General features: G+C 69.8%; 14 protein-coding genes. 6 read left to right on the forward strand and 8 right to left on the reverse strand.

The window, feature by feature from the left end; translation table 11 throughout:
- Positions 1–271 precede the first annotated feature (271 nt).
- Positions 272–1231 carry a 5-dehydro-4-deoxyglucarate dehydratase gene (locus SGFS_RS07170; protein WP_286248589.1) on the reverse strand — a complete coding sequence of 320 codons (960 nt, stop codon included), beginning with the start codon at positions 1229–1231 and terminating at the stop codon, positions 272–274.
- A gap of 115 nt (positions 1232–1346) precedes the next feature.
- Between SGFS_RS07170 and SGFS_RS07175 the strand changes: the two genes are divergently transcribed.
- From SGFS_RS07175 to SGFS_RS07190, 4 genes are all read left to right on the forward strand, one after another.
- On the forward strand, positions 1347–2135 hold the full coding sequence (locus SGFS_RS07175; protein WP_286248591.1) for an IclR family transcriptional regulator: 789 nt from the start codon (positions 1347–1349) through the stop codon (positions 2133–2135).
- 448 nt (positions 2136–2583) lie between these two features.
- Positions 2584–2775: a putative ATP-grasp-modified RiPP gene (gene tgmA, locus SGFS_RS07180; RefSeq protein ID WP_286248595.1), complete on the forward strand. Its 192-nt coding sequence runs from the start codon at positions 2584–2586 to the stop codon at positions 2773–2775.
- 16 nt (positions 2776–2791) lie between these two features.
- Positions 2792–3775, forward strand: coding sequence for an ATP-grasp ribosomal peptide maturase (tgmB, locus tag SGFS_RS07185; RefSeq protein WP_286248596.1), 984 nt, complete (start codon positions 2792–2794; stop codon positions 3773–3775).
- A 60-nt stretch (positions 3776–3835) separates the two neighbouring features.
- Entirely contained in the window at positions 3836–4567 is a 732-nt protein-coding gene (locus tag SGFS_RS07190; protein ID WP_286248597.1) for a maleylpyruvate isomerase family mycothiol-dependent enzyme, read from the forward strand.
- A gap of 14 nt (positions 4568–4581) precedes the next feature.
- On the opposite strand, the gene SGFS_RS07195 is transcribed toward SGFS_RS07190, so the two are convergent.
- The 3 genes from SGFS_RS07195 to SGFS_RS07205 are packed head-to-tail and all read right to left on the reverse strand — an operon-like array spanning position 4582 to position 11063.
- Positions 4582–6075, reverse strand: a complete 1494-nt coding sequence (locus SGFS_RS07195) for a hypothetical protein (RefSeq protein WP_286248598.1) — start codon at positions 6073–6075, stop codon at positions 4582–4584.
- Entirely contained in the window at positions 6075–6617 is a 543-nt protein-coding gene (locus tag SGFS_RS07200; RefSeq protein ID WP_286248600.1) for a hypothetical protein, read from the reverse strand. The genes SGFS_RS07195 and SGFS_RS07200 overlap by 1 nt, the downstream gene beginning before the upstream one ends.
- A gap of 6 nt (positions 6618–6623) precedes the next feature.
- A complete protein-coding gene (locus SGFS_RS07205) occupies positions 6624–11063 on the reverse strand; it encodes a tetratricopeptide repeat protein (protein WP_286248602.1) in 4440 nt (1479 codons plus the stop codon).
- Between the two features lie 182 nt (positions 11064–11245).
- Between SGFS_RS07205 and SGFS_RS07210 the strand changes: the two genes are divergently transcribed.
- On the forward strand, positions 11246–11557 hold the full coding sequence (locus tag SGFS_RS07210; protein WP_286248604.1) for a DUF6332 family protein: 312 nt from the start codon (positions 11246–11248) through the stop codon (positions 11555–11557).
- Here SGFS_RS07210 and SGFS_RS07215 read toward each other — a convergent pair.
- From SGFS_RS07215 to SGFS_RS07225, 3 genes are all read right to left on the reverse strand, one after another.
- On the reverse strand, positions 11518–12183 hold the full coding sequence (locus tag SGFS_RS07215; RefSeq protein ID WP_286248605.1) for a response regulator: 666 nt from the start codon (positions 12181–12183) through the stop codon (positions 11518–11520). The genes SGFS_RS07210 and SGFS_RS07215 overlap by 40 nt on opposite strands.
- On the reverse strand, positions 12180–13484 hold the full coding sequence (locus tag SGFS_RS07220; protein WP_286248607.1) for a sensor histidine kinase: 1305 nt from the start codon (positions 13482–13484) through the stop codon (positions 12180–12182). The genes SGFS_RS07215 and SGFS_RS07220 overlap by 4 nt, the downstream gene beginning before the upstream one ends.
- An 87-nt stretch (positions 13485–13571) precedes the next feature.
- Entirely contained in the window at positions 13572–14297 is a 726-nt protein-coding gene (locus SGFS_RS07225; protein WP_286248609.1) for a TetR/AcrR family transcriptional regulator, read from the reverse strand.
- A 195-nt stretch (positions 14298–14492) separates the two neighbouring features.
- Between SGFS_RS07225 and SGFS_RS07230 the strand changes: the two genes are divergently transcribed.
- On the forward strand, positions 14493–14939 hold the full coding sequence (locus SGFS_RS07230; RefSeq protein ID WP_286248611.1) for a nitroreductase family deazaflavin-dependent oxidoreductase: 447 nt from the start codon (positions 14493–14495) through the stop codon (positions 14937–14939).
- A 97-nt stretch (positions 14940–15036) separates the two neighbouring features.
- On the opposite strand, the gene SGFS_RS07235 is transcribed toward SGFS_RS07230, so the two are convergent.
- On the reverse strand, positions 15037–16242 hold the full coding sequence (locus SGFS_RS07235) for a geranylgeranyl reductase family protein (RefSeq protein ID WP_286248613.1): 1206 nt from the start codon (positions 16240–16242) through the stop codon (positions 15037–15039).
- Positions 16243–16353 lie beyond the last annotated feature (111 nt).

Here is a 16353-nt window from a genome sequence, read left to right on the forward strand (position 1 = left end):
GCTCCGGTCGGCTCTGCGGACGGCCCGATCGGCCGCACGCCCCGGAGGAGCGGGAGGGCGCTGACGCGTGACAACGCGGAGGAGCGTTGCCGGCCCATGAGGGAGCGAGGAGACACGGGTGGACGGCGGCCTACGGCCGCTCCGGGCCCGGGGCCGGTCCGGGCCGCGGGTCGTCCGGCGGGCGCGACGGGCGCGACGGGCGCGACGGGCGCGACGGGCGCGACGGGCGCGAGCGGATCCGCCGTACGGGCACAAGGCGTGCCCCGGTTCGTCAAACGGTTCGCCGTACGGCGCCGACCAGGCTCAGGCCGTGGTCCAGTACCTTCTCCAGGTCGGCGAGGTCGGTCGGGCCGGGGTCGGTGAGCGGGGCGCGCACCGGGCCGACCGGGAGGCCGCGCAGCCGGGCGGCGGCCTTGACCAGGGAGACGGCGTAGCCCGGCACCCGGTCGCGCAACTCGACCAGCGGAACGTAGAACTCGCGCAGGAACCTGGTCACACCCGCGTCGTCACCGTCCCGCAGAGCGACGAAGAAGGCGTTCGCGATCTCGGGCGCGAAGGCGTGGACGGCCGACGAGTAGGCGGGGACGCCGACGGTGGCGTAGGCGCGGGCCTGGATCTCGGCGGTGGCGGCGCCGTTGAAGAAGAGGAAGCCTTCGGGTGCGGCGAGGGTGAGGCGCTGGAGCCGGTCGAGGTCGCTGTGTCCGTCCTTCAGACCCATGACGGTGGGGATCCGGGCGATCCGGCGCAGGCCGTCGACGGTGAAGGAGACCTGGCCGCGCTGGTACGCGATCAGCGGCAGCCGGGTGCCGGCGGCGATGCGGCGCAGCTGCTCCACCAGACCGTCCTGCGGGGCCCCGACCAGGTAGTGGGGCAGTACCAGCGCGGCGTCCGCGCCGGCTTCCTCCGCGATCCGGGCGAACCGCAGCGCCTGCGCCCAGCCGTAGCCGATGCCCGCGACCACCGGCAACCGCCCGTCGGCGACCTCGACCGTCGCCCGCACGACCGCCCGGTACTCGTCCTCGTCCAGCGAGAAGAACTCACCGGTCCCGCAGGCCGGGAACACCGCGCCGGGTGCTGTGGCCAACCGGTCGGCCAGGTACGCCCGGTACGCGTCCAGGTCGAGGCCGCCGTCGTCCCGGAAGCTCGTGAGGGGGAAGGACAGCACCCCGTTCGCCATTCCGTCACGGAGCCGCTGGGCGACCCCTGCGACCTCCGCGCTGATGCTTGCCATAACTCTCATCCCTATATGCAGATGCCGTCCACGTATGCAGATGGAGGTTAGGTCCGTGAACGGGATGGGTCAATGGGTGCGCAGACATCGATCGGCGCGGATCTACGATGGGCCCATGTCAGAGGCGAGAGGTGTCCGCGGTGTGAAGTCGGCGGCCCGGACCGTCGCGCTGCTGGAACTGCTCGCCGCGCGGGGCGAGCAGCCCTCGCGCCTGGACCAGCTCGCGGAGGACCTGGGCGTGCCGCGCAGCAGCATGTACCAGCTGCTCCAGACCCTCGTCGACTGCGGCTGGGTCCGCACCGACGTCACCGGCTCCCTCTACGGCATCGGGATCCGCGCGCTGCTCACCGGCACCAGCTACCTCGACGGCGACCGGCGCATCCGCGCGGTCCGCCCGTGCCTCGACGAGGCGTCGGACGCGCTCGGCGAGACGATCCACCTGGCACGGCTCGACGGCCCGGACGTCGTCTATCTCGCCACCCGCGAGTCCCACGAGTACCTGCGCACCCTCAGCCGGGTCGGCCGTCGCATCCCCGCCCATGCCGGCGCGCTCGGCAAAGCGCTGCTCGCCGAGCGCGCCGACGACGAACTGCCGATCCCCGACGGACCGCTGACCGCCCTCACGGAGAACACCCACACCGACCGCGCCGCACTGCTCGCCGACCTGGCCCAGGTGCGCGAGCGCGGCTACTCCGTCGACCGCGAGGAGACGGTGACCGGCATCGCCGGCTTCGGCTTCGCCCTGAGATACGACGCACCGGCCACCGACGCCATCAGCTGCTCGGTCCCGGTGGCCCGGCTGACCCCGGAACACGAGGTCCGGATCGTCTCCGTGATGCGGGAGATACGAGCGAAGATCGAAACTCGCCTGCCGCCCGTCTCAGGCGTCCCCGACTGGCGTTGAGGCCGCGAGCAGGCCCCGGGTTTCGTCGACCAGAGCGGCGAAGAAGCGGTCGCGCACCGCCTCTCTCTACGCCCTCTATGCCTTCTATGCCCCCTACGCCGCGGCGTGGCTCAGCTAGCCTGCCGGCGCGATCGTCCGAGCCAGGTACGGCCCGGTCGCGCTCACCTCCGCCCGTGCCAACGAGGCGGGACCGAGGGCGGACTGAGGGCGGACTGAGGGCGGACTGACGACACGCCGTGACATCGGCGACGACACTCCGTGACACCAGCGGCATTCCGTGACCCGTGAGTCACACTGGGGTGCCCATCCGAGAGCCTCGTAAAACATGAGGCAACCATTCAGTCGTTCGATTCGTATAACTCCCTGGAGGCACAGCGATCCGGCCGACCGACGTGCCGCCGGACCGTCACCATCCGCGGGGGCGGATGGTCTCGAACAAGGAGAGACGATGCGACTGTTCGCGCTCAACTACGCTCGCGCCGCTGAGCAGTTGGAGTTCAGCGCTCCGTACACCTACGACTCCGGACTGCAGTTGAACATACTCCCCGACGGCCGTGTGGCGGCCCGCGACCACGATCTGATGCGGGAGCTGGGGGCGACCACGTCCACGGCGGGGTCCAAGACCCACTTCGACGACTGAACACGGACCGGCGACGATGACCGTGCTGATCCTTACAAGCGAACAGGACGTGACGGCGGACCTGGTCGTGGACCAGCTCAACAGGACGGGCGTGCCCGTGGTCCGGCTCGACCCCGCCGATCTGCCCGGCGGGGTCGCGCTCTCCGGCGAGTACGTGAACGGCCACTTCCGCGGTCATCTGTCCGCCGGGGGGCGGCTGGTGAGCATGGACGGCCTGCGCTCCGTCTGGCTGCGCAGGCCGGGGCTCGCGGCCGCCCGTGCCGTCGAGCCGTCGGCCTGGCTGACGGAGGAGTCCTCGCAGGCCCTGTACGGCATGCTGCGTGGCACGGACGCCCGTTGGATGAACCACCCGGACGCGGCCCGCCGGGCCCGGAACAAGCCCTGGCAGCTACGGCTCGCCCAGCGCTGCGGGCTGCCCGTACCGGCGACGCTGATCACCACGTTCCCGCAGGCCGCCCGGGACTTCGCCGAGCGCTTCCCCGACCTGGTGGTCAAGCCGGTGTCCGGCACGCATCCGCAGGAGCCGCCGACGACGGTGCCGACCAGCCGTATCGCGCCCGATGCGGACTTCGGCGCCGTCGCCTTCGGCCCGACCCTGCTGCAACGGCGGATCGCCAAGCGCGCCGACATCCGCCTCACCGTCGTGGGCGACCGCATGCTTGCCGCCCGCAAGGCGGTCCCCCCGGACGCCGACCCGGACGAGGTCGACGTCCGCTTCGCCAAGTCCACCTCTCCGTGGCGGCCCGTCGAGGTCCCGGAGCGCACCGCCACAGCCGTACGCACCTATCTGCGGGAGGCCGAACTCGCCTACGGAGCCTTCGACTTCGCGGAGGACGCCGACGGCATCTGGTGGTTCCTGGAGTGCAACCAGTCCGGACAGTTCGGTTTCGTCGAGGTCGACACCGGCCAGCCGATCGCCCGCAGCGTCGCCGACTGGCTCGCCCACCGGGAACCGGAGGCTGAGGTGCACCACCACGGCCGGACAAGGGCGACACCGTAGCGGAACCGGACGGGCGACCACAGCCCGCTTCGAGCACACTCCATCGCGCACACTCGAAGCATGGAGACCACCGAGCACATTCGAACGCTGGAGGAGGAGGGTCGGGCGCTGGTCTCGGCCGTCGACGAGACCGGTACCGACGCCGAGGTGCCGACCTGCCCGGGGTGGCGGGTCCGTGACCTGGTGCGGCACACGGGAACGGTGCACCGGTGGGCCACGGCGTTCGTCGCCGAGGGGTACACCGCGCCCCGGCGGATGGAACAGGAGCCGGACCTGGACGGAGCCGCACTCCTCGCCTGGTTCGAGAAGGGCCACCGGCGGCTCGTGGACACCCTGCGCGCCGCCCCCGCCGACACGGACTGCTGGGCCTTCCTGCCCGCCCCCTCGCCGGTGGCCTTCTGGGCCCGCCGCCAGGCCCACGAGACCGCCGTGCACCGTATCGACGCGGAGTCCGCACGCGGCACCACCCCGGGCCCGATCCCGGCCGCCTTCGCGGTGGACGGCATCGACGAACTGCTCCTCGGCTTCCAGGCCCGCGAGAAGAGCCGGGTCCGCACGGAGACACCCCGCGTACTGAGGGTCCGAGCGACGGACACGGACACCGTCTGGACCGTACGGCTGTCGGCCGAGCCTCCCGTGAGCGAACGGGGCGAAACGGCCGACGCGGACTGCGAGTTCACCGGCACGGCGGAGCGGCTGTATCTGTCGCTGTGGAACCGCGCCCCCTTGCCGCAGGTGAGCGGCGACCGGGCGCTCGCCGATCTGTGGCGGGAGAGATCCGGCATCGTCTGACCGCTGTCGAGTACTTACCCAGCCTGGCTCGGCTGATCGGCGGGGACCTGGATGTTCGCCGTGAATGTGGCTGTGGCGGGCAAGGGATCCGCGTACGTGAGCGTGCCCGCATCGGGTGGGGCACCCCTGTACAGAAAGGCGCACAGCGCGGTCCAGGTCCGACGCTCCTGGGCCAGATCGTCCGGGATGCGCAGTCGCATCTGGTCGAGCACGCGTGAGCGGTGGAGGTCGAAGGCCGTGCGCACCTTCTCGGCGAAGGCGATGCCGGCTTGTACGGCCCCGCGGTAGGCGATGAGCGACAACGTCAGGATTTCCGTGCAGAACAGGGCCGCCAAGCCGAGTCGCAGCCCGACGGTGGGGATGTCCAGGAGATGAGTCGAGGGATTCACCAGTGTCACGACGAGCGGCACACTGGAGACTCCGAGCAGCGCCAGTGCCAGAAGCCACAGCTTCGTCCGGTGGGCGGTCACGGAGACCCCCACGGCGCACAGGCTCGCACTCACCAGGGCGACCCACAGCAGTGCGGGGCGGTCCGGATCGTCGACCCGGACCGCCGCCCACGCGGCGAGGGGCACACCGAACAGCGTGATGTAGGCGGCCAGCGTGCACAGCAGGTCCAGACCGGCCTTCGCCCTGCGCACGCCGTCGGTGTAGTCGGCGGGCAGTACGGGTTGCAGGCGGGACCAGATCACCACGGGGTCGAGTCCGTAGCGGATGCGCGGGTGTTGTTCCGCGGCCCGGATGACGTTTCCCAGACGCGTCGGAAGGGGCTGGACCGGGGGCTGGGGATAGCTCAGGAACAGTTGTTGGTGGAGCGTCGAGCGCTTCTCGCGCAGGGCGAGTTCGGCCTCGTCGAGCGCGTGGCCGAGTTGGTCGGCCGCGGCCGCGAAGCGGCTGAGGCGGCTCTTCCAGCTCGGGTCCTGGGTGCTTCCCGAGTACGGGGCGAGCTGTTCGGCGAGGTCACGGCAGCGGGTGCCCCAACCGGGCAGCGGATCGGGCGAGGTCCTCGATCCGAGGCACGCCTCCAGGGCATCGAGTTCGTTGTCGATGTCCTCCGGGGGCCGGACCACCGTGGGTGCGGAGAGGGCCTGCGGGTCCGGGAAGGCAGCACGTTCGGCTGCCGCCGCGATTTCCTTCCGCTCCAGTTCCCGGTCCCGTTCGATCAGCCTCTGCCGGACACGGCTGTGTCGGCGGCTGCCGCGGCGCGTCAGGAAGGACAGGGGCCCGTCCTGCGGCCAGTAGCCCTGGAAGAACCTGTCCTGAGCATCTCCGGCGGCCTGCCACAACAGCGACCAGAAGACGACGAAAGCGGTCCAACCGACCACGATGCCCACCTGGACGAGACCGGGCTGATGCGACCACGAGCGCACGGCCCGGTCGACCTTGTGCTCAACCAGGCCGACGGTGAGGGCGGCACCCGTCCAGAACACGAGGCTGGGGAAGAAGACCGTGGTGAGGGCCCTGCGGTCGAAAAAGCCGCCCACTTCTTTGAGTATCGTGGTGAACATCAGGGAGCCGCCCGTTCCATCGGCCCGTGGAAGAAGTTACCGACACAGCGGGGTGGCTGGTCATCGGGTTGAACGGCCCGCAGCAGGCGGATGGTCGGCGGATCGCACTGGGTGCACTGGTAGCGCAATGACGGAATGTCGGGGGTTCCCTGGCGCTCCCTGTTCGCCGTGAGGAGTTCCAGCGGAATGGCCTGGATCAGTGCGTCGCGGGCGACGACTCCGACTGGGCCGGAGTCGCTCAGTACGAGGGCGCCGACAGCACCGCTGTGCGTCACTGCCAGCGCCAACTCCAGGAGAGTGTCCGGCTCCAGGACGTCGGGCTCGGCATCAATGGTCACTACCGGCCCGAGGCGGGAGAGCGTTCCGTCCGGACTCCGACCGACGATTCCCCTGATCTCGACACCGTGCCCGGCTTCCTGACCGTGTACCAGGGCAAAGCGGCAGTCGGACGGTTTCAGGGCCAGCTGGATCTCCGCATCGCCGTGTCCCGACACCACGTCGACGCATCTCTCCAGAATGCTTGAAATGGTCACGTCGGCCATGCCGTGTTACCGCCAATCTCCAACAAGAACGAAGGACGCCCAGTAGTAGGGATCCGAGAAGGGTTTGACCGAGTAGTCGACTTCTTCGTCGGTCATCGCGCGCAGTTCCAGCAGAGGCAGCTTTCGCAAGGCTCCCGCCTTGATGCGCCGCACGGCATCCGATGCCGGTGTCGCCGAATTCTCGGCGAGTTCGCGATAGAGGGCGACCACTGACGAGAAGTCGCCGGCCAGGATTTGGATGTCCGCCCGGTCGAGCTGCAGCAGCGTGCGCTCCACGCCTTCGGCCTCACCGATGCGTCGATCGCAGTACTCGATCACCTTCTCGGCGGTCAGGTCCGCGACGGTGAGTTGCGCCCACCGCAGGGCGTCGGCCAGGGTCGTGGACCGTGTCCCCTTCGCCCGGCGGTAGAAGCTCTCCATCAGCAGGCAGGTGGACAAGTCGGAGACGGGCCAGAGACTGACCAGCACGCTCGGCGCCTTGGCCTGCAGCAGCGCGCGGGCGAGCCCGATGAGCTCATCACCGGCACGTGCTTCGCTGCGCCCGCTGTCACAGGCGCTCAGCACCACCAGGTCGGTGCTCAAGGACAGCCGCATGATGTCCTCCGCGGTGAGCGCCGCTCCGCCCTGTACAGCCCCCGTTTCAGGCGCGAGCAGCACCCCCGATTCGAGGGAACGCGCCGCACTGAACCGTCCGTGACAGGCCAGGTGCAGCACATCGGGACAGTCGGGTCGCGCCACGCGTTCGAGCAGCGTGGAGGCTTTGGCCTCACTGCCCAGGAGGGCCCGGGTGCCGAACAGGGCGGCCACCTCTCGCGCCTCGAAGCGTGAGTGCGGCAGGTCGGACCGTGAGTCGCCGAACACCGACGCGGAAGTCCAGCGGTCACCGAGGCCGGCGGCCTTCCGGTCGACGAGACGCGCGGCACGGGCCTTCTGACAGCGGCTGAGCACGGCGGCGCTCGGTGTGTAGCAGACGGCACGCGTACGCAGGAGCGGGACACCGTCCACCGGCACGGCGTGCAGCGGCACCTGGTGGAGCACCCGGTGCGGTACGACCCACAGGACGTCGCCGGGACGGCTGTGCCGCAACAGGGGCTCGACGAGGGGAGCGAATCGTTCGAGTACCGTCGCCGAGATGGGACGCGATGTCCCGCCGGTACGGGGCGGCAACAATTCGGTGACCAGGCTGACCAGTTCGGACTCCGGCAGGTCGATCCGCTCCATTCGCGGCACCGAATCCCCGGCTCGCAGAAAGAAGACGAGGACGCATTCATCCATGATGAGGTATTCGACGAGCAGGGCGCTCCCCTCCCCCATCAGTCGCAACTGGTCTCCGATTTCCTCCGCGCCCATGACGCGGTCGGCCGTGGCCATGTGCCCCACCACCAGGGCCGAGTCGTAGAGGGATTCCAGTCGGCGTACCGTCAGTTGTTCTTCTTCGAGCCGGACCTCGACCAGGACCGGGGTGACGGGTACGTCGGCTGTCTCGGTGCCGCCACGATTCACCGACCAGCGGCCGCCGTGGCGCGCGTACGCGTGCAGCAATTCGAGTTCGGCCGCGGGGTCGGGGGCGCTTGCCAGTTCTCGTAGTACCGCTCGGCGCACACGAGCACCCATCAAGTGGGTCCGCAGCTCTTCGGTCCTGTCGTCGAGTACTGTCCCGTCCGCATCCAATTGGTCGAGGAAGGCCTGCGCCTTGGAGCGTTCGAGCAATTCGAAGAGCGTGTTCACGTCTCCGGCGCGCAGTGCGCAGTTCATGGCCTCCTGATGCAGGGAGACGTGCTCCGCCTGCCAGGAGATTCGCGCGTCCACTCCCTTCAGTGTCTGGCGGAGTTCTTCTGCGATCGACAGTGCCGCGCGGAAGTCCACCAGTGCCCGAGCGTACTCGCCGAGCTGCGCGAGCGCCGACGCTCGCATGTAGTGCCACATCTTCTGCTGCTGCCGTGTGATCTCCGGGACGAATTCCATGCCGTCCAGGACCCTCAAGGCTTCTTCGGGCCGGTTCAGCATGACCAGCGCGCCGGACAGATTGGCCTGCAGCACCGTTCGCTCATAGGCGAGATCCGCGGGGATCCGGTCAAGAACCTGACGCGCGAGAGTGTGTGCGTCGTCGAGCCTCTCGCAGTTCATGAGGATCGTCACTCGGAGATTCTCACGCCAGAGCTCCTCGTCCAAGGTCAGCGAGTCATCGGTGAGCGAATCCAACAAACTCAGTGCCTCGTCGTAGCGGCCGGAGTCACGCAACACGACTGCTTTTTGAAACACTAGGCGCGCTCGTTGTGGCCGACCGCGCTCCAGGATGAATTTGTCCGCCGTGCCCAGAGCCTCCTCGGCGTTGCCCAGCCTCACCGTGGCCTCGACGCGTAGTTGGTTGAGGTAGTCCACCATCTCGGCGATCAGATGCGTTGCCAGCTCGAGGGTTTCGTAGGGAAACACGAAGTATTCGCTTCCCTCGCTGTGGGCGCTACGGGTCAACAGGCCCAGTTCGTCACCCACGAGATGATCGGGGTCGAGCGCCATGAGCGGCACCGCCTTCTCGGCCCGCTCGAGTGCGTCGATGGCCTCCTGCATCCGATGAAGCTGAATGAGAGAGTCCGCTCGCATCGTATCTGCCAAAGCGGCGAGCAGGGGAAGTCCCAGTGCCTCCATTCCGGCACGGGCGACGTCCAGTTCCGACGACGCCTCGTACCAACGCCGCTCTGGATTGTCCTCGGTATGGGCCTTGTGCAGGGCCTCGAAAGGTATGTCCAGCCCCGGCAGAGCGGCCGTGAGGTGTTCCGTCACGGAGAGGTCGATCATCAGCATGTCGCGCAGTCGTGGGCTCCACATGGCACGTTCCAACAGCCAGCCGCAGGCGTGCCGGGCGCGCTGCCGGTGATCCCCGTCCACTTGTGCCGCCCGTGCGAGGTCCATGAGGGCGTGTCGGACCCTTGTGAGGGAGAAGCCGTCGTTCCAGCCCTGCTCGGCTGGTTCGGGCTCATTGCTGTGCGACACCCAGGCAAGTCCCCGCCAGAGCAGCGCCCAGCCATCGTCCGGACACCGCTCCAGGACCTGAGAAAGAGTCGCGACGGCCTGGGCGGGGCGTGTGGTTGCGTACTCGGCCTGCCCCCGGGCTCGGAGAGCGCCCATGTGGGAGGGAAATCGGCCGACGAGATCGGCCAGGATCTTCCGGGCGGCCTCGGGTTCCGGGAACGGCTCAGCGGCATCGGCCAGAACGGCCAGCTCTCGCACCGCGTCGTCGATCTGCCCGCACTCAGCCAGCCACTCGCACAGAGTGATCCGTGTCTCACTGCTTTCGTCCCCGGCGGCGAGGACCTGTGCGTAGGCGTCGCACGCCTCCTTCGTCCGCCCCGCCCGCCGCAGCGCATCGCCCAGAATTCGATTGACGTCGCGTCGGGTTGACTCGTCAGCACCCTCCAGGAGGCTCAGGGCCTCTTCTGCCACCAGTTCCGGCGGGCTGATTTCCGCGAGGCAACCCAACCGGGAGACCGCCGCATGCACCGCCACCTCCTGGGGCGACATGCGCCACACGTAGGGCTCCGGTGCAGCGCCGTCCGTGGGATCTGGTCCGGCTACGACCGCGGCTCCGTTCAGGGCCTCGAGGACGTGGTCGTAGTCGACGATGGCCGCCGCTTCGTTCCCGAGCATTCGATGCAGTTGCGCTCGGTTCACGCGATATATCAGCTCGTCCGGCTTCTGCTCGATCGCCAGGGACTGCACGTCGAGCGCCTCGTCGAGGCGGCCGACTTCCGCCAACGCCGTGGCCAGGCCTGTGGTGAGGCCTCCTCTCAGCGGATCGAGTTCGAGAGCGCGCCGGTAGGCGCCCACAGCCGCTGTGGAGTCGCCGGTAAAGGTCGTGGAGAAGGCGAGAATCGCAGCCGCCTCGGCGTCGTCCGGGGCGATGCGCAGGAGCGCTCGGCACACGTCGACGCAGGCGGGGTGGTTCTTCTCGATGTAGTAGATGTGATGCACGAGAAGAAGCAGGAGTTTCGCGATTCGACCACGCTCGACGAACCCCTCGAACAGCCCGTGTTCCGGGCGTGCCACGGCCTCCTCCACGGCCTCCAGAAGCGCCGGGACGGAGACCGCGTGCTGAACGGCGGCGTCGAGCCGGCCGTGCAAGGCATGGACCCGGGCCAGAATTTGCGCCGCGCCGAGTTGCACCAGAGGGGACTCGTGCGCCCTGCTGCGACGCCACAACTCCCCAGCCACGTCGGCCACCGGCTCGCTCCGCCCGAGGCTTTCGTACACCTCACACGCCCGGAACGCGAAGTAGGCATACAAGACGAAGGCCTCGCCGTCACCTGCCGCCAACTCGTTCCTGGCACGGTCCACACCCCGGACCAGAGCGTCCAACGTCCGCTGCGCGTCCCCCTCCACGCGGGCCTGCTCCGCCTCGTCCCCGATGACCCGCATCCCACGTCGGAAGCCGGTTGCGTTCTGCTCCATGATCCCCCTCAGCCCTCCACGACTGTACTGAGCAGAAGGGGACTTCTGGCGCGATTCCGATTGATCCATGCCAGAGTGCGCAGAGGAGGCCAAGGGCCGCGTGGGGGTGTCAGGGAACGCCCCTACGCATGCACTCGGCGGGCTGCCTTGCCCGCCGGGCGCACGACTGTTTGACTCGGTACATGACCAACAACGGGGGAACACCGCACGTCTCGGGCGGCAGAAACCGGCGCACCAAAGCCGATCAGGACGCGATGACCGTGGAGATCGGTTACGCGTTCTTCAGCGCGGCGTTCGCGGCGGCCCTGCTGTTCGGCGTCCTGGCCGGGCCTGCGCTGCTCTTCGCACTGCCCGGCCTCGCCGAACGGCTGCTCGTCCACCTCGGGGGCTACGCGGCGGCCGTGCTGTTCGTCGTCCGCTTCGTGGCCGTGATGATCCGTTTCGCGAAGTCCGCTCAGCCCAGCCAGCCCGGCCGGACCAACCCCGACTCGTAGGCCAGCACGACGAGTTGGGCGCGGTCGCGGGCGCCGAGCTTCACCATCGTGCGGCTGACGTGGGTCTTGGCGGTCAGCGGGCTGACGACGAGTCGGCGGGCGATCTCGTCGTTGGACAGACCGATGCCGACGAGGGCCATCACCTCCCGTTCCCGCTCGGTGAGTTCGGTGAGCGACACGGCGGCCTCGGGCTCCTTGGAGCGGGCCGCGAACTCCGAGATCAGCCGCCGGGTCACCCCCGGCGAGAGCAGCGCGTCGCCCTCCACCACCGCCCGTACCGCGCGCACGAGTTCCTCCGGCTCGGTGTCCTTGACCAGGAAGCCCGACGCGCCGGAGCGGATCGCCTCGAAGACGTACTCGTCGAGCTCGAAGGTCGTCAGCATGACGACCCTGACGCCTTCGAGGTTCTTGTCGCCGGTGATGCGCCGGGTCGCGGCCAGGCCGTCGAGGTGGGGCATGCGGATGTCCATGAGGACGACGTCCGGGCGCAGTTCGCGCACCCTGCGCAGCGCCTCCTCGCCGTCGGCGGCCTCGCCGGCCACCTCGATGTCGGGCTGCGCGTCGAGCAGCGCCTTGAACCCCGCCCTCACCAGTGACTGGTCGTCGGCGAGCAGTACGCGGATCACCGGTCCTCCTCGGCCTCGCGGGACGCCCGTACCGGCAGTACGGCCAGCACCCGGAACCCGCCGTCGGCACGCGGCCCCGCCTCGATCGTGCCACCGAGAGCGGCCACCCGCTCCCGCATTCCGGCCAGACCATTGCCGCTGCCGCCCGCGTCGGCGCCGGTCGCGGGCCCGTCGTCGTCGATCCGCAGCCGCAGCTCGCCACCCCCCTCACCCTCGCCGCGTTCGAGCCGCACGCGCGCGTGCCGTGATCCCGAGTGGCGTACGACGTTGGTGAGGGCCTCCTGGACGATACGGAAGGCGGCGAGGTCGGTACCGGGCGGAAGTGCGGCGGCGGTGCCCTCGACCTCCACCGTGAGGCCCGCGCCCGCCGCCTGCTCCACCAGCTCGGGAAGGCGGGCGAGTCCGGGGGCCGGCGCGCGCGGCGCGTCACCGGGTGTGCGCAGGGTGTCGAGGACCTGGCGGACCTCGCCCAGGGCCTCCTTGCTGGCCGCCTTGATGGTGGTGAGCGCGGTGCGCGCCTGTTCGGGGTCGGAGTCGAGGAGGGCGAGGCCGACGCCCGCCTGGACGTTGATCACCGAGATGCTGTGGGCGAGCACGTCGTGCAGTTCACGGGCGATCCGCAGCCTTTCCTCATCGGCACGCCGCCGGGCCGCCTGGGCGCGCTCGGCACGGTCCCGGGCCCACTGCTCGCGCCGGGCGCGGGCCAGCTCCGAGAAAGCGACGATCGCCACGACCCAGGTGACCACGACGACCTCCTGCCCCCAGTCGGCCGCGTCGTCCCCGGCAGGCGGCAGCCACCGGTACAGCCAGTGCGCCACGAGCACGTGCCCGGCCCAGAACGCGCCCATCGCCGTCCACGCGGCCCCGCGGTGCCCGGCGACGACCGCGCTGAATACGCCGAGGGCGACGGTGAGGAACACCGGCCCGTAGGGATACCCGGCGCCCAGATACACCATGGCGGTCGCGGCCGTACCGAAGGCGACCTGCACCGGGTACTTCCGGCGCCACAGCAGCAGCACGGCACCGAGAAGCAGGAGAAGGCGGGCGAAGGGTTCGAGCGAGGCCCGTTCGCCTTCCTGGAGGCCTGCCGCGGCGTTCGAGCCCACCATGACGACCACGGTGAGAACCAGCGTCGAGCGCCAGGGCCAGCGCGGCTCCTCCCCGTCGGGCCGGTTCCACCACGGCGGCCCGCCGTGCCACCCTCGCCATGAGGGACCGCCTCGCACCGGGGACGACCGCCACCATGCCCGGGAACGGCCCCGCTCCGGGGAGGCACCCTCGTCCGCGCCCTGCTCTGCCATGACGGCCACGCTAGACGCCGCGCACCGGCCACGGCGTCACCCGAGCGAGGTGATCACACGTACTCCCCGCGAAGTACGCCGTACCGGTCACGACCCCGCTGTCCGCGCCTTCGCATCGGACTGCGGATACACCAGGCCGACGTGGTGGGCTAGTTGGCCGGCCGCGTGCCGGAAGAACGTCCCCCGGTCCTCGACCACCCGGTTGAACTGCCCGAACACCTCGAAGTTGATCAGCCCGTACAGCTGCGCCCACGCCCCGACGAGCACGACCATCACCTCCGGCGGCAGATCGGGCGCGAGGTCCTCGGCCATCCGCCGCGCCTCGGGCCGGAGTTCGGCGGGCAGCTTCCACTGGGCCACGCCCTTGTCCCGGTAGGCGTCGCGCACGATCGCGATGAACAGCAGCCCGACCCGGGACGCGGCCGGGACGGTCGTGTCGGGCGCGGTGTATCCGGGCACGGGCGAGCCGTAGATCAGCGCGTATTCGTGCGGCCGCGCGAGCGCCCACTCCCGCACGGCCTCGCACACCGCGAGCCACTGCCGCGCAGGGCTCTCACCAGCCGCGTCGGCGTACGCCGCCTCGGCGGCCTCGCCCACCGAGTCGAAGGCGTCGATGATCAGAGCGGTCAGCAGCTCGTCACGGTTGGGGAAGTACCGGTACAGCGCGGAGGAGACCATGCCCAGCTCACGCGCGACCGCGCGCAGCGACAGCTTGGCCGCGCCCTCGGCCGCCAGCTGCTTGCGCGCCTCGTCCTTGATGGCTGCGGTGACCTCGATCCGGGCGCGGGCGCGGGCTCCTCGTGCGGTGCTCATGCCACAGAGTGTGCCACAGACAGAGAGCACCGCACACAAACGAGAGCAGCAATCCAAAACGAGAGCACTGCTCTTGCTTTGTGGCACCGATCCCGTGCACACTGCTCTCAAGCGAGAGCGGTGCTCACAAAAGCGAGCACCGCTCTCTCAAACCCGGCCCACAGCTGCCCTGACCAGAACTTTGGGAGGACCCCCATGTCGTCGACCCACTACATCAAGTCCAACCCCTTCGACCGCGCCCTGAACAACTTCATCGGCTGGCTCGCCCGCCGAGGCGTGAGCCTCCTCGGCACGGCCGAGCTCTCCGTGCGCGGCCGCAAGAGCGGCGAATGGCGCCGGCTGCCCGTCAACCCGCTCCCCTACGAGGGCGGCCCCTACCTCGTCTCGGCGCGCGGCCACTCCGAGTGGGTGCGGAACATGCGGGCGGCCGGCGGCGGACAGCTCAAGCTGGGCCGCCGGGTCCAGGAGTTCACGGCGGTCGAACTGCCCGACGCCGAGAAGCCCGTCATCCTGCGTACGTACCTCAAGAAGTGGGGCTGGGAGGTGGGCCGCTTCTTCGGTGACGTCACGGCCGACTCCAGCGACGAGGAGCTGCTCGCCGCCGCGCACAAGCACCCGGTCTTCCGGATCACCGTCCAGTAGGGGCCCGGCCCAGGCTCATGCCCGGGCTCAGCCCCTGGCGACAACGGTCCGGACCGGTCAGGGATGGTCTGGGATGGTCTGGGATGGTCCGGGACGCCTACCGGTCGATCGCCGTCAACGCACGCGCCGCCATCGGATGCGTGCGGACGATCTCGCCCAGTGACGTGGAGCCGCGCGTGATGTCCATGAAGGCCCGCCACGCGGGCCGGAACCCGGTCAGTGCCGCGTGGAACAGACCGGGCCGCCGCTCGAACGCGACCAGCAGCTTCTTGCCGACACTCATCTCGACGCCGAGCCCCGCCTTGACCGCGAACGCGTAGTTCAGGGCCTGGCGGCGGGTGTCCACCGCGTCGTGCGCCTCGGCGATCCGGACGGCCCACTCCCCCGCCAGCCGCCCCGAGCGCAGCGCGAACGAAATGCCCTCACGGGTCCACGGTTCCAGCAGCCCCGCCGCGTCACCGCACACCAGCACCCGCCCCCGCGACAGCGGCGAGTCGTCGGCCCGGCAGCGCGTCAAGTGCCCGGAGGAGATGCTCGGCTCGAACCCGGCGAGGCCGAGGCGCCCGATGTAGTCCTCCAGGTACCGCTTGGTGGCGGCGCCTTCGCCACGGGCGGAGATCACGCCGACGGTCAACGTGTCCCCCTTGGGGAAGACCCACCCGTAACTGCCGGGCATCGGCCCCCAGTCGATGAGGACGCGTCCCTTCCAGTCCTCGGCGACGGTCTCCGGCACGGGGATCTCCGCCTCCAGACCGAGGTCGACCTGGTCGAGCTTCACCCCGACATGCGCTCCTATGCGGCTGGCGCTGCCGTCCGCGCCGACGACGGCCCGCGCGAGCAGCGTCTCGCCGCCCTGCAGGACGACGGCGACCGTGCGCCGGTCCGGCACCGCGGAGCCGTGCTGCTCGACGCGCGAGACCGTGACTCCCGTACGGAGTTCGGCGCCCGCCTTCTGGGCGTGCTCGACGAGCTGGTGGTCGAACTCGGCGCGGTTGATCAGCCCGAACAGCATCTGCTTGGACTTGCGCGTGCGCGCGTACCGGCCGTCGAGCGAGAAGGTGATCGCGTGGATGCGGTCTCTGAACGGCAGCTCGAAGCCTGGTGGCAGCGCGTCGCGGGAAGGGCCGATGATGCCGCCGCCGCATGTCTTGTAGCGCGGCAGCTCCGCCTTCTCCAGCAACAGGACACTGCGTCCCGCGACCGCGGCCGCGTAGGCCGCCGAAGCTCCCGCGGGTCCCGCGCCCACCACGACGACGTCCCACACCCGCTGCACGTCGTCCGCCGAAGAGTTCTCGCTGCTCACGATGGTCTACTGCTCCCGATCCAGCCGCCTGCCGCACCTGTCCCCCGCATCCTACGGCGGGTGTCGCCGCGGACCGCTGTGGGAGGATCAGCAGCGTATGCGTCCTACACC

This window comes from Streptomyces graminofaciens, from assembly GCF_030294945.1.
Lineage (GTDB): Bacteria > Actinomycetota > Actinomycetes > Streptomycetales > Streptomycetaceae > Streptomyces > Streptomyces graminofaciens.

What these genes read in the sequence shown, in the direction of transcription:
- SGFS_RS07210 (WP_286248604.1), top strand. Translation starts at nt 11,246, where the DNA reads ATGACCAACAACGGGGGAACACCGCACGTCTCGGGCGGCAGAAACCGG.
- SGFS_RS07175 (WP_286248591.1), top strand. Translation starts at nt 1,347, where the DNA reads ATGTCAGAGGCGAGAGGTGTCCGCGGTGTGAAGTCGGCGGCCCGGACC.
- SGFS_RS07205 (WP_286248602.1), bottom strand. Translation starts at nt 11,063, where the DNA reads ATGGAGCAGAACGCAACCGGCTTCCGACGTGGGATGCGGGTCATCGGG.
- SGFS_RS07190 (WP_286248597.1), top strand. Translation starts at nt 3,836, where the DNA reads ATGGAGACCACCGAGCACATTCGAACGCTGGAGGAGGAGGGTCGGGCG.
- tgmB (WP_286248596.1), top strand. Translation starts at nt 2,792, where the DNA reads ATGACCGTGCTGATCCTTACAAGCGAACAGGACGTGACGGCGGACCTG.
- SGFS_RS07220 (WP_286248607.1), bottom strand. Translation starts at nt 13,484, where the DNA reads ATGGCAGAGCAGGGCGCGGACGAGGGTGCCTCCCCGGAGCGGGGCCGT.
- tgmA (WP_286248595.1), top strand. Translation starts at nt 2,584, where the DNA reads ATGCGACTGTTCGCGCTCAACTACGCTCGCGCCGCTGAGCAGTTGGAG.
- SGFS_RS07195 (WP_286248598.1), bottom strand. Translation starts at nt 6,075, where the DNA reads ATGTTCACCACGATACTCAAAGAAGTGGGCGGCTTTTTCGACCGCAGG.
- SGFS_RS07170 (WP_286248589.1), bottom strand. Translation starts at nt 1,231, where the DNA reads ATGGCAAGCATCAGCGCGGAGGTCGCAGGGGTCGCCCAGCGGCTCCGT.
- SGFS_RS07200 (WP_286248600.1), bottom strand. Translation starts at nt 6,617, where the DNA reads ATGGCCGACGTGACCATTTCAAGCATTCTGGAGAGATGCGTCGACGTG.
- SGFS_RS07230 (WP_286248611.1), top strand. Translation starts at nt 14,493, where the DNA reads ATGTCGTCGACCCACTACATCAAGTCCAACCCCTTCGACCGCGCCCTG.
- SGFS_RS07225 (WP_286248609.1), bottom strand. Translation starts at nt 14,297, where the DNA reads ATGAGCACCGCACGAGGAGCCCGCGCCCGCGCCCGGATCGAGGTCACC.